Genomic DNA, 13,797 nt, shown 5'->3' on the forward strand with positions numbered 1-13,797 from the left:
ATGGATGTTTCTGTCAATGCTAATGCGCCTGCAGGGTCAAAATCGCCCGACTGGTATAAAGATGCCATCATCTATCAAGTCCATGTGAAAGCCTTCCAAGACTCAAACGACGATGGAATTGGCGATTTTGCCGGGCTTATTCGCCGTCTGGATCATATAGAAACACTCGGCGTGAACACGATCTGGTTGTTGCCTTTCTATCCATCTCCTCTTCGCGACGATGGCTATGACATCTCTGATTATAGGGCGATCAATCCCAGTTACGGAGACATGCGCAGCTTTCGCCGCTTTGTAACGGAAGCCCACGCTCGGGGCCTGCGCGTGGTAACCGAATTGGTCATCAATCACACCTCCGACCAGCATCCCTGGTTCCAAAGAGCACGCCGGGCAAGAGTCGGGTCGAACGCTCGCGACTTTTATGTCTGGAGCGACACAGATGCAAAGTTCCCCGAAACCCGTATAATCTTCACCGATACGGAAAAGTCCAACTGGACGTGGGATGAGGTGGCCGGCGCTTATTTCTGGCACCGTTTCTACTCTCATCAGCCCGACTTGAACTTTGACAATCCAAATGTTTTCAAAGAAGTCATCAAAGCAATGCATCATTGGCTTGAGATCGGGGTCGATGGTTTGCGGCTCGATGCCATCCCCTATTTGGTGGAACGAGAAGGAACTAACAACGAAAACCTTCCGGAAACCCATGATGTTCTCAGGCGAATTCGCGCCGAGCTTGATGCGCATTATGATGACAGGATGCTGCTCGCTGAAGCCAATCAATGGCCTGAAGACACGCGGCCATACTTCGGCGAGGGCGATGAATGTCATATGGGTTTTCATTTCCCCATCATGCCTCGCATGTACATGGCGGTAGCCCAGGAAGATCGCCATCCACTGACCGATATCATCAGGCAGACCCCCGATATTCCCGAGAACTGCCAATGGGCAATTTTTCTTCGAAACCATGACGAACTGACATTGGAAATGGTGACGCAAGAGGAGCGCGATTATCTTTGGCAGACCTATGCCGAAGATAGCCGCGCACGCATCAACCTTGGTATACGCCGACGTCTTGCGCCCTTGATGCAAAACGATCGTCGCAAGATTGAACTAATGAATTCGTTGCTCTTGTCACTTCCTGGATCTCCCGTGCTTTATTATGGCGACGAGATCGGCATGGGCGACAATTATTATCTGGGCGATCGGGACGGGGTGCGCACACCGATGCAATGGTCGAGCGACAGAAATGGCGGGTTTTCCCGAGCCGACCCACAAAGGCTCTTTCTGCCCGCAATCTCGGATCCCATCTACGGTTACCAGGTCATCAATGTCGAAACGCAGAACCGCGATACTTCCTCCTTGCTCAACTGGATGAGACGGATGATGGCGGTCCGAAAGGAGCATTTGTCGTTCGGGCGCGGAACAATGACGTTGCTCTACCCGCTGAACCGCAGAATCTTTGCCTATCTTCGCCAGCACGGGAACGAGACGATCCTGTGTGTTGCCAATCTCTCCAGGACAGCAGAGGCAGTTGAACTTGAACTTGCTGCATGGAAGGGATGTGTGCCGATCGAACTGAACGGCCGCTCGACATTCCCGCCCATAGGCGATTTGCCCTATCTGCTCACGCTTGCTCCCTACGGCTTTTACTGGTTCCGGCTGGCTCAGGAGTTCGACGCGCCGGCCTGGCACCGCAAGATGCCCGAGATATTGCCGGAGTTTGTTACACTTGCCGTCCGTGACGGGCGCGCAGCTTCGGTATTGAGCGGCAGAGAAAAGACGCAGCTTGAGCAGGATGTACTTCCCAAGTTCCTTCCTCTTCAGCGATGGTTCAGCCACAAGGGCCAAAATATCGAAAGGATAGAGACACGCAACCTGATCGAAATCGCCGGCGGTGATTGCGCATGGGCCCTCGTCGATATACAGATCGCAGGTCAGGTCCACACCTATTCCTTGCCCGTATCTGCAAAATGGGGTGAGGCCAATCTGGCTTTCGGTTCGCCCAAGCTGTCCTACACAATGGCAAAGATCAGGCGAGGTTCTACCGTAGGCTCGTTGATCGATGCGGCGTATGACGAAAAATTTGCCGCCGAGCTCATATCCAGGTTGCAAAATGCCGATGAGGCCCGGTCTGAGGACGGTTTGATATTTCACGCTTCGGATCGATTGAAGCAACTGGACGAACTGCAACCGCCGCGCGTACTTACCGCTGACCAAAGCAATGTTTCAGTTGCGTTTGGAGACAAGCTAATTTTGAAGCTTTACCGGCAGCTGCGGCCGGGCGTGCAGCCGGATGTCGAGATTGCTCAGGCGCTTACCGAAAGGACCGGCTTCAAGAATACGCCCGCCTATCTGGGACATATAGAGGTTGCGGAGCCGAACGGCCAGCCTGCGACCTTGGTGGTAGTGTCAGTCTTCGTCAGCAATCAAGGCAATGCCTGGGATGCGATCGTATCAGCGCTCAAGCGTTCCGCAGGCGAAATTTTCACCGCGAGCGGGGCTGGAAGTTTTTCCGGGACGATCGCCGAGCAGCTGCCCGTCAATATCGCAGAAGTTCTGGGGCAACGTACGGCTGAGCTTCATCGTGCATTGTCCGGCATCAGCGAAGTGCCGGCGTTTCAGATTGAGCCGATGACAACAAACTATTTGAAGGGCGTTGTTGACAACACCATGGAGGATCTGGACCGCCTGTATGCGCGCCTCAACAATGTTCCCATGGTTTCCGCTCTGGAGGACGTGCAAAAAATCCTTGCAGCGCGCGAACCCTTGACAAGGTTGATCGAGAGTCTGAGCGATCTTGGCCCGTCCGGCGGCCTATCGCGAATTCACGGCGACTATCACCTTGGCCAGGTGCTTATTGTCGAGAATGACCTGGCAATCATCGATTTTGAAGGCGAGCCGCGCCGACCATTGGATCAGCGTCGGCACAAATCATCTCCTTTGGTCGATGTAGCCGGCATGTTGCGGTCATTCGATTATGCTGCCGAAACAGCAATTGCCGAGTCGCTCAAGGCTGCCGGAGCCGATGCCGCCGTAAATGCGATATACGCCTGGCAAAAAGACGCGGTTGCGGCCTTCATGACCTCTTACAACCGCCATATGGCCGGTTGTTCGACCTATTCTCAGCCGAACGGTTTTTCCAGGCATCTCTTGCAGGTTCTGCAAATCCAAAAGGCCGCTTACGAAATTATCTACGAACTCGACAACCGGCCGCAATGGGTGGGAATCCCGCTGCGTGGGCTGGCAAAACTGCTGGAGGCAAAGTTTTGACGATCGATTCGAGCTTGTCCTGGCAGATTGAGGCTGTGATACGTGGATTGCACGATGATCCTTTCTCATTTTTGGGAATGCATCGTGACGTCGATGGAACGTTGTATGTAAGAGTTTTTGCCCCTCAAACAGCGTCAGCTCAAATTGTCGACAAGGCGACAGGAGCGGTGCTGGGGCCCTTGGATGCCATAGGCAATGAAGGCTTTTTCTGTGGCCGTATCGCTGACCGACACCAGCCCTTTCCCTACCTCTTACAATTTTCGGCAGGCGAAAAGGTTTGGACCGTTGAAGATCCGTATCGGTTCCCACCTGTATTGGGAGATCTTGACGAGTATCTGCTTAAAGAGGGCAAACATCTTGAACTTTCCCGACGCCTGGGTGCGCACCCTGCCGAGCTCGAAGAAGTGCCGGGCGTGCTTTTCTGCGTTTGGGCTCCCAACGCCCGGCGAGTAAGTGTCGTCGGCAACTTCAATGCCTGGGATGGCCGACGTCATCCGATGAGAAAACGGCACGGCTGCGGCGTCTGGGAAATCTTCATACCAGAGGTTGAAGCCGGCATACTGTATAAATATGAGATTGTCGGTGTTTACGGCGACCTGCTTCCGCTCAAGTCAGACCCTGTTTCGTTTTCGCAGGAAGCGCCTCCCGCTACCGCCTCGGTTATTGCAGGGTTGCCCATTCACACATGGAGCGACGACACGTGGATGCAGCAACGTGCATCTTGCCAAAGTGCTGCTTCCCCCGTGTCGATCTACGAGGTTCACCTGGGCAGTTGGCGCCGCAGGGATTGCGATCAATTGCTAAGCTATGGCGAACTTGCTGATTATTTAATCCCCTATGTCAGCGACATGGGTTTTACCCATATCGAACTGCTTCCGGTGACAGAGCACCCATTCACCGGCTCCTGGGGCTATCAACCGATTGGACTGTTCGCACCGACCAAGCGCTTTGGGACGCCCGAGCAGTTTTGTGACTTTGTTGACCGGTTTCATCAGGCAGGAATCGGTGTCATCATTGACTGGGTTCCAGCCCATTTCCCATCCGACGCCCATGGGCTGGTGCGGTTCGACGGAACCGCGCTTTATGAACACGAAGATCCTCGTCTCGGTTTCCATCAGGACTGGAACACATTGATCTACAATTTCGGCCGTCCCGAAGTGGCAAATTATTTGCAGGCAAGTGCACTTCACTGGCTCGGTAATTTCCACATCGACGCGCTGCGGGTAGATGCCGTTGCCTCCATGCTCTACCTCGACTACAGCCGCAAAGAGGGCGAATGGCTCGCCAACAGATTTGGCGGAAATCACAATCTGGACGCCGTCGATTTCCTGCGTAGCACCAACGGTAACGTTCACGCCAGACACCCGGGCGCTTTGATGATCGCAGAAGAATCGACAGCCTGGCCAGGCGTCAGCCGCCCCGTAGCGGAAGGGGGCCTGGGTTTTGATTTCAAATGGAACATGGGATGGATGCACGACACTTTGAAATACATGGCCGAAGATCCCATCAATCGCCATTACCACCATTCACAGATGACGTTTGGACTTCTCTACGCCTATTCAGAAAAATTCGTCCTGCCGATTTCCCACGACGAGGTGGTTCACGGCAAAGGTTCGCTTCTGCAAAAAATGCCGGGCGATCGCTGGCAGAAATTTGCAAACACGCGTGCATATCTGGGTTTCATGTGGACCCATCCGGGCAAAAAGTTGTTGTTTATGGGATGTGAATTTGCTCAGGAGCGCGAATGGAACCATGACAGGTCGCTTGATTGGCATCTCTTGGCCGACCCGTTGCATCGGGGGGTCCAAGATCTCGTTCGAGACCTTAACAGACTATACCGCACACTGGGCGCGCTACATGAGCTCGATTGTGATCCTGCTGGTTTCGAGTGGATAGAGCAGAATGACCACGAGAACAGTGTCTTTGCCTATCTTCGCAAGGGCCAGGGAGGCGCAGAGACCGTTTTGGTAGTCTGCAACATGACACCGGTGGTGCGGACAAACTATCGTATCGGCGTGCCATCACCTGGGGGTTGGACCGAGCTGCTCAATACAGACGCCCAGCACTACGGCGGTTCCAATGTGGGCAATGCGGGTTTTCTTCAGGCCGACGATCTGCCCTGGCATGGAAGGCCCCATTCCCTTTCCATAACGCTCCCACCTTTGGCGACACTGTTGTTTAAAGCAGGAAACTAGATGCACAGGAAAAAAACCATCATCAGATCCGGTTCATCATTCCCCCTGGGTGCGCATTGGGATGGCGCCGGCGTGAATTTCGCCATCTTTTCAGCCAACGCAACCAAGGTTGAACTTTGTCTTTTCGACAATGGCGGCAGACGGGAACTTGAACGTGTCCAGTTGCCCGAATATACGCATGAGGTGTGGCATGGCTATTGCCCCGATATTCGACCGGGTCAGCTTTACGGCTACCGGGTTCACGGACCCTATGCACCTGAAGCTGGACATCGGTTCAATCCCAACAAGCTCCTTCTCGATCCCTATGCGCTTGCCCTTTATGGAGATATCAAATGGCACGACGCGGTGTTCGGATATCGCGTTGGTCATTCTCGAGAAGATCTTGCCATGGACCGAAGGGACTCGGCTTTCGTCATGCCCAAATGCGTGGTCGTCGATCCCGCGGTCACATGGGGCAATGACATAAGGCCCGACGTGCCTTGGTGCGAGACCATCATTTACGAAACACATGTCAAGGGAATGACGGCGCGAAACCAGGATCTGGGGGAACGCGTCAGGGGCACTTTCGCAGGACTGTCAGATGAGCGAGTGATCGAACGTCTCGTCAAGCTTGGCGTTACGTCGATCGAGTTGCTCCCGGTCCAGGCCTTTTTTGATGATCGTTATCTGGTGGAGAAGGGACTCAGCAACTACTGGGGCTACAATACGATCGGCTTCTTTGCACCGGCTGCGCGCTACATATCACCCGGAGGAAGTATTCACGAGTTCAAGATGATGGTCCGGAAACTGCATGAGGCCGGGCTGGAAGTAATCATGGACGTAGTTTACAACCACACCGCTGAAGGCAATCATCTCGGCCCGACATTGTCATTTCGCGGTATCGACAATGCAAGTTACTATCTTCTGGGCGATGATCCTCGTTTTTACTTTGACACGACCGGATGCGGCAATACCGTCAATCTTCGCAATCAACGCGTTTTGCAAATGGTGATGGATTCCCTGCGGTATTGGGTTCAAGAATGTCATATCGACGGCTTTCGTTTCGACCTGGCGTCGGCGCTTGGCCGCGATCGGGAAAACTTCGACCACAACGCTGTGTTCTTCGAAGCGGTACGGCAAGATCCGGTTTTATCCATGGTCAAACTCATTGCCGAACCGTGGGATATGGGACCTGAAGGCTACCAGCTTGGCAATTTTCCGCCCGGCTGGGCAGAATGGAACGATCAGTTCCGCGATACCACGCGCTCGTTCTGGAAAGGTGATGAAGGAATGGCCCCGGCGCTGTCGAGCAAGTTGCTCGGATCGTCGGAACTGTTTGAAAAGCGGGGTCGCCGACCCTGGGCGAGCGTCAACTTTGTCGCCGCCCATGATGGCTTCACGCTCAACGACGTCGTCAGCTACAATGAGAAGCATAACGAACCCAACGGCGAAGACAACAATGATGGCCATTCCGCCAACTATAGTTGGAACTGCGGCGCGGAAGGGGAGAGCAATGATCCAACCGTTTTGGACCTGCGTGACCGGTTAAAACGGGCATTGATTGCAACGGCACTCTTGTCCCAAGGCACTCCCATGCTTTTGATGGGCGATGAGATCGGGAGATCACAACAAGGCAACAACAACTCCTATTGCCAGGACAATGAAACAACATGGCTGAGTTGGGAAAAGGGATCGGAGCGAGATGAGGCATTCCAAGTTTTCGTTCAAAAGCTGATCAAGGTCCGGAAGTCCCGCAAGCTGCTCCGGCAGGAAAAATATGTGCATGACCAACCGGCACACGGAACAAGTTCGACCGAGCCGCAATGGCTTCGCCCGGACGGTCAGGCACTGGAGGCAAAGGACTGGAATGAGGCGCAGATGCGAACGATGGGACTTCTGCTGTCAGGACCGACAGAGCGGATCTGTATCCTTCTCAATGCTCATTTTGAAGATATCCCCTTCACAATGCCACCGTCAGAAAGCGGCTGGTCGGTGTTGGTCGATACTTCGTCAGGTGAAGCGTCAGTCAATTCGGTGCGTCCTGTTTCAGACGCGAGCCTGATATTGCCCGCCCGATCTCTCATTGTAGTGGAAGACAACAATGGATAGGCAAGATATTCCCTTCGCCTGGGGCCCTTGCAAAATGCCAGGCGGAAGCGTTCGGTTCAGAATTTGGGCGCCTGGCTTGGACGCGCTGCGACTCGACGTCGACGGGCAATGCTATCGGATGGACCGAGCCGGTGACGGCTGGTTTGAAAAACTGATCGCTGATTTGCCCGTCGGAAGCCCATATTGTTTTGTCCTCGATGACGGGAGAAACATGCCTGATCCTGCCAGTCGCAGGCAGGAAACCGACGTGCATGGGCGATCGATCGTCTGTTCGGGTTCCTATGAATGGCGTCATACTGAGTGGGTCGGACGGCCCTGGGAAGAGACGGTTATCTACGAGCTTCATGTCGGAACGTTCACAGATGAAGGCACGTTCGAAGCGGCAATGGCAAAGCTGCCATTACTGGCGGAAATAGGCATAACTGCGATTGAGATCATGCCTGTCGCCCAGTTTGGCGGCAATCGCGGTTGGGGATATGATGGAACATTGCTTTACGCCCCCCACACCGCCTATGGAAAACCAGACGATCTAAAGGCGTTCATCGACGCGGCTCATGGCCATGAAATCATGGTTTTTCTCGATGTCGTTTATAATCATTTCGGGCCGGACGGAAACTATCTGCCGGTCTTCGCACCAGACTTTTTCGACAAAAGCCGCGATACACCGTGGGGGCCGGCGATCAACTTTGCAAAGAAACCGGTCCGCCACTATTTCATCGACAATGCGCTATATTGGCTCGGTGAATTCCGATTTGACGGGCTTCGTTTTGACGCCATTGATCACATCGTTGATACTACGGATCCCGAAATATTGGTTGAGGTAGCACAGCAGATCCGGTGCCAGTTTCCACACAGACATATACATCTTACGACTGAAGATAACCGGAACATCACTCGCCTTCATCATCGCGAGGGAGGAAAGGCTGTGTTGCATACAGCAGAGTGGAACGACGATTTTCACAGTGTAGCCCATGTGATCGCCACGGGTGAAACAGAAGGCCATTTTTCCGATTTCAAGGATCAGCGATGGGACAAACTCGCAACGGCGCTGACGGAAGGCTTCGTCTATCAGGGGCAGCCCTCGCAATACCTCTCGGGAAAGCGCCGCGGAGAACCCAGCAGCGCCCTTCCATTCAGCGCTTTTGTCGATTTCCTGCAGAACCATGACCAAATCGGAAACAGAGCTTTTGGCGAGCGACTGGCGGTGCTGGCGGAGGATCGCCTGCTCCACACATTGACGGCGATTTTGTTCCTCTCTCCTCATATTCCTCTGTTCTTCATGGGGCAGGACTGGGGCGAAACGCGCCCCTTCTGCTTCTTTACTGACTTTCACGGGACGCTTGCCGATCTGGTGCGGGACGGGCGGCGACGGGAGTTTTCAAGTTTTTCCGCGTTCAGTGAAGGCAATTGCGATATTGAAAATGTTCCCGATCCCAATGATGAAAACACGTTCGCGATGTGTAAACTGGACTGGGCCAAGCCCTCGTCGCCCGAAGGGCGAGATTGGAGAGCCTACTTTCACAGGCTGATTGCTCTTCGCCGGCGCTACCTTGTGCCTCTGCTGGCCAGCGGTGGCGCGGGTGTTGGTCGCCGGATACAGGTGGAACAGGCAGCCATTGCCATTGATTGGTCGTTCGACGTCAACCGAACGCTGTCACTGCGCGCCAATTTAGGTGCCTCGGCTGCAAATGTCGTGAAAGCACCATGCCAGCCATTTTTCGCTTACCCCCACACGGATACCAGAGCTGAACAGGGAATGATGGTCCCTGTGTCGGTTGAGGTTGCACTGACATGAAAAAGCCCGAGGAAAGCGCAGCGGCGCTCGGTATTTCGATGCGTTATGAAGGAACCGACAAAGCGGTTCACGAGGTACCCTGGGAGACGGTCGAGAAGCTTGCGCATGAATTGAATGCTTTTGAGTCGCAGACGGAAGCCGCATTGCACGATGGGTCCGTCAACAATCAATGCTATATGCCTGAATGGCTGGATGGGGGGCGAAGTTGGGGATTGTCGTTGCAGCTCTATGAACTGCGCTCGCGCCGAAATTGGGGAATAGGCGACTTTGCAGACCTTGCGGCCGTGGTCAAAACCGCAGGCGGGCTGGGGGCTGATTTCATAGGTCTTAACCCCCTCCATGCACTTTTTATGGCTGATCCGGATCGTAACAGCCCGTTCTCGCCGTCGAACCGGCGCTTTCTCAACCCGATCTATATTGCCGTCGATCATGCTCCTGGTTATCAGCCGGCCGCCGATGAGCTGGAACAGGCGGCAGAACTTCGCCGCGGCGAACTCGTCGAGTACCTGCGGGTTGCAGAGCTCAAACTCAAAGCCCTGCGGCGCTGCTGGCATACCTGGCTCATGGATTCGTCCGACGCTGCCAAACAAGAGCAGCTCGCTCTTGACGCTTTCAGGCGGGAGGCTGGCCAGGGACTGTTTTATCATGCTCTTTTTGAATGCCTGTCAGCTGAGATGAAGTGCGCCGGTTTGGGGGCCGGTTGGCAGAGCTGGCCGGAGGCGTTTCGTGATCCTCAAAGTGATAAGGTCGCCGAATATGCAGTCACATCGACCGGTGAAATCGATTTTCATTGCTGGTTACAATGGGTTTCGCACAAACAACTGAATATGGCCGCTGATGCTGCGCGAACAGCCGGATTGCGATTGGGATTGTATCTGGATTTTGCCGTGGGCGAAGTCCCCGACGGATCATCGGCCTGGTCTTCCGGCAAAGATTATCTGCGCAGTTTTCGCATTGGCGCTCCGCCGGACTTCTTCAGTACCAATGGCCAGGACTGGGGGCTTGCGCCGTTCTCGCCGCAATCAATGGTCCGCCCGGATAGTTCCTTTCGCAAGGTGCTGGATCAACTGATGAGCCAGGCCGGTGCGTTGCGCATTGACCATGCGATGGCTTTGAAACAGCTCTTCCTGGTTCCTGATGGAAGCTCTCCATCCAACGGGACCTATCTGCGGTATCCGTTTGACACGCTCGTCCAGATTGTGTCGTGCTTGTCACGCCTGCACAAATGTATCGTCATCGGCGAGGATCTTGGTAATGTTCCGCGCGGCTTTCGCGAGGCAATGACGCGGGCAAATGTGCTTTCTTACCGCGTTCTGTATTTCGAGAAGACGGACAGGGCTTTCACCCCCATGGCACATTACCCAAAGCTTTCCCTGGCGTGTCTATCAACGCACGACCTCCCGACACTGGCTGGATGGTGGCTGGCGAAAGATATCGAGCTTCGCTGCCGGTTTCAGTTAATTGACGAAACAATGGCCGCAGATCAGCACGCTGTCCGGTTGAAGGAGCGGCACGCATTGCTTCTTGCGCTCGCCGAGGAGAACGCGATTTCGCAACAGGAATATGATTCGCTATCGCGAAACTGTGCCGAAGCATCGATGCCCCTGCCACTGGAGGTCATGATTGGTGCACATCGGTTCTTGGCACGCTCCCCCTCTCTCCTGACTTCCGTACGATTGGCCGATGTCGCGTGCCAGCTGGAGCCGACCAATATGCCAGGAACAGCGCCTGACGTCTACCCGAACTGGCGGCGTAAGCTCTCGCTCGAAATAGAAGAGCTGGGACAGAATATGTATTTTCAATCCATATTGGCGGCGGTGGCCGCCGAACGACCGAGGTAGATTATGCTTCCCCTGGCGACCTATCGTCTGCAGTTTCGCAACGGGATGAACTTCGATCGCGCCCGCAGCCTCATTCCGCATCTGAAAAATCTGGGGATCAGTCATCTGTACTGCTCACCTATATTTTCGGCAACCAGCGGATCAACCCACGGCTATGACGTCGTCGACTGCAACACGATTGATCAGAACCTTGGTGGCAGAGCGGGCTTTGACAGGCTTTGCGCCGAACTCACTGCTGCGGGTCTGTCTGTGATGCTGGATATAGTGCCGAACCACATGGCAGCGTCACCCGAGAATGGCTGGTGGCGCAGCGTCATCGAGTGGGGCGAAAGAAGCCCCTTTGGCGGCCATTTCGACATCGATTGGCAGTCGAAACTTGTTCTTCCCGTTTTGCAGGACAGCTATGCTGAATCCGTGAACGAAGGAACTGTCGTCTTGATGAGACCAGGCAATGCCGGATATTTGGCACTGGTCCACGCCGGCCTTGCCTATCCGATCCACCCTGTGTCATACGAATTCGTGTTCAGAGGTTTTGATGATCCGGTTGGCGACCAGCTTGTTCAGGCAGCCCGCGAAGCCGACCCCCTGAGCTCGGAAAGCTTTCACGACAAGATCACGCAAATCCTCGCGCCGTCGTCCTCTTGCCGCCGGATCGATGCATTTCTCACCCGTTTTTCTCGCAATGCTGCTCAAATGATAACCTTGCATGAAATGCAGCCCTGGAGGCTTCTTTCTTGGAAAGAGGCTGCGTTTCATCTCAACTATCGCCGGTTTTTCGACATTGATGGCCTGGTTGGACTGCGTGTGGAAGAGCCCGCTGTCTTCGAAGATGTGCATAGACTGACATTTGAGCTCGTTGCGTCCGGGCAGGTTGACGGCTTGCGAATTGATCATATTGATGGCCTCGCCGATCCATGTCAGTACCTCTCGCGTCTGCGCCAAAGAATAGGAGGAATGCGCTATCTGGTTGTTGAAAAAATACTGCAAGCCGGTGAAAGACTGCCCTCGGACTGGCCGGTTAACGGCACAACCGGTTATGAGTTCATTTCTGCATCCGGAGGGGCTTTTGTCGATCGCAAGGGATGGGACGTTCTTGGCAAAGCCTATGCTGATCGCTCAGGTGGGTCAATCGACCTCAAGCACGAAGAGGAAGTTGCAAAACGGAAGGTGCTGCAGGAAAACTTTGGCCGGGAATTGCACTATCTGTCCAGGCTGGCTGAGCAGCTTCTTGGGCCTGATGCCTCTTCCGGTGATCTGAAAACCGCTTTGATGGATTTGATTGTCGCGTTTCCCGTCTATCGCACTTACGGTACCAAAATTGGAATGAGCCCGAATGATGTGTCTTTGCTCGGCCTGGTGCTTCGTGACGCGAAAGAACAGTCGGATCGCTCTTTTTCTAGTCTGCTGGAAGCTTTGGTCGGTGTGCTTGATGGCTCCACCGCCAAACGCGACGACACGGTCTGGGCTCTGCGCAGAAAGTTTCAACAATTGACCGGCCCGGTGATGGCGAAGGCTGTTGAAGACACTTTGTTCTATCGATACAACCATTTCCTGCCGCTGAACGAGGTTGGCGGTGAAATGGTGCCAAAAGCTGACGCCATTGATGAATTTCATCGATTGATGTCGCGCCGTGCACAAACTGGGGATCATTCCCTGTCGGCTACGGCAACGCATGATACCAAGCGAGGCGAAGATGCCAGGGCACTTTTGTATGCCTTGAGCGAAGCCCCTGACATATGGCTGGCGGCCGTTGAAAGATGGAGCGCAATGAACAGACAGTGGCGCATTCATGACGATGGACACCAGCTGCAACCCGATGCTTCAACCGAATGGCTGATTTATCAGGCTTTGGCCGGGGTTTGGCCGTCTGTCGACCTTGGCAAGCCTGACGCGACGGCAGACTTGACGTCGCGTTTCCTTCCCTATTTGGAGAAGGCCATGCGGGAGGCAAAGACGCACACGTCCTGGCGCCAAGTGAATACGGCGTATGAGGACCGGATCAAGCGCTTTTTATCCGGTATTCTTTCTCCAGCCAACACAAACTTTCTGGACGATTTCGCATCGACAATTGAACCGTTCAGGCGCGCTGGCGTGGTGAAAAGCCTTAGTGCCACTTTGCTCAAGCTTGTAGCGCCAGGTATCCCCGACTTCTACCAAGGAGCTGAGAACGGAGACTTCAGCCTCGTAGACCCGGACAATAGGCGACAAATAGCCCTCGACCAGCCAGACGAGATGGGGAAGCAAGCGCTGATTGCAACAGTTTTGCGGTTGCGAAACCACTGCCGTGCAGTTTTCGAAACAGGGACCTATACCCCCATCCGGATATCAGGGGAGGGAAGTTCAAGGTTCTTGGCATTCATGAGAGAAAAAAACACCATGGTGACGATCTGCGTCGCGACCATGATATCGCAGTGCTTCATCCGTGAAAAGCGCTCGAACGAACCGGTCCTGGAGATGCCCAGCAGGATTTTGTCGCGCACGTTCAAAGACGCGTTCTCCGGGCGAGCTGTTCGCCTGACGCGCCACATGCCCGTCTGGGATATGATGCAAGAATCTACCTTCACCCTAATTTACGCAGATGGAGAAAAAAATTGAACTTTTTGCTATTTTG

6 protein-coding genes are annotated in these 13,797 nt (G+C 54.3%); all 6 read left to right on the forward strand.

Annotation, left to right across the window (positions count from 1 at the left end; all coding sequences use genetic code 11):
- Genes treS through treY form a run of 6 tightly spaced genes read left to right on the forward strand, consistent with a single transcriptional unit; the run spans position 1 to position 13,781 of the window.
- Complete coding sequence (gene treS / locus QFZ34_RS01785; protein ID WP_307276103.1) at positions 1-3,267, forward strand: maltose alpha-D-glucosyltransferase; 3,267 nt, start codon at positions 1-3, stop codon at positions 3,265-3,267.
- Entirely contained in the window at positions 3,213-5,462 is a 2,250-nt protein-coding gene (glgB, locus tag QFZ34_RS01790; RefSeq protein WP_370878670.1) for a 1,4-alpha-glucan branching protein GlgB, read from the forward strand. Before treS ends, glgB begins: the two co-directional genes overlap by 55 nt.
- Positions 5,463-7,550 (forward strand): glycogen debranching protein GlgX, encoded by a 2,088-nt coding sequence (gene glgX, locus QFZ34_RS01795; protein WP_307276109.1) that lies wholly within the window; start codon positions 5,463-5,465, stop codon positions 7,548-7,550.
- Positions 7,543-9,345: a malto-oligosyltrehalose trehalohydrolase gene (gene treZ / locus QFZ34_RS01800; RefSeq protein WP_370878671.1), complete on the forward strand. Its 1,803-nt coding sequence runs from the start codon at positions 7,543-7,545 to the stop codon at positions 9,343-9,345. Before glgX ends, treZ begins: the two co-directional genes overlap by 8 nt.
- Positions 9,342-11,186, forward strand: a complete 1,845-nt coding sequence (gene malQ / locus QFZ34_RS01805) for a 4-alpha-glucanotransferase (RefSeq protein WP_307276115.1) — start codon at positions 9,342-9,344, stop codon at positions 11,184-11,186. The genes treZ and malQ overlap by 4 nt, the downstream gene beginning before the upstream one ends.
- Before the next feature lie 3 nt (positions 11,187-11,189).
- Positions 11,190-13,781: a malto-oligosyltrehalose synthase gene (gene treY, locus QFZ34_RS01810; protein WP_307276118.1), complete on the forward strand. Its 2,592-nt coding sequence runs from the start codon at positions 11,190-11,192 to the stop codon at positions 13,779-13,781.
- Positions 13,782-13,797: the final 16 nt, after the last annotated feature.

Source organism: Phyllobacterium ifriqiyense, assembly GCF_030817885.1.
Taxonomy (GTDB): Bacteria; Pseudomonadota; Alphaproteobacteria; order Rhizobiales; family Rhizobiaceae; genus Phyllobacterium; species Phyllobacterium ifriqiyense.

Coding starts and splice junctions, on each gene's coding strand:
- treS (WP_307276103.1), top strand. CDS start 1: ATGGATGTTTCTGTCAATGCTAATGCGCCTGCAGGGTCAAAATCGCCC.
- glgB (WP_370878670.1), top strand. CDS start 3,213: ATGGGTGGGAATCCCGCTGCGTGGGCTGGCAAAACTGCTGGAGGCAAA.
- glgX (WP_307276109.1), top strand. CDS start 5,463: ATGCACAGGAAAAAAACCATCATCAGATCCGGTTCATCATTCCCCCTG.
- treZ (WP_370878671.1), top strand. CDS start 7,543: ATGGATAGGCAAGATATTCCCTTCGCCTGGGGCCCTTGCAAAATGCCA.
- malQ (WP_307276115.1), top strand. CDS start 9,342: ATGAAAAAGCCCGAGGAAAGCGCAGCGGCGCTCGGTATTTCGATGCGT.
- treY (WP_307276118.1), top strand. CDS start 11,190: ATGCTTCCCCTGGCGACCTATCGTCTGCAGTTTCGCAACGGGATGAAC.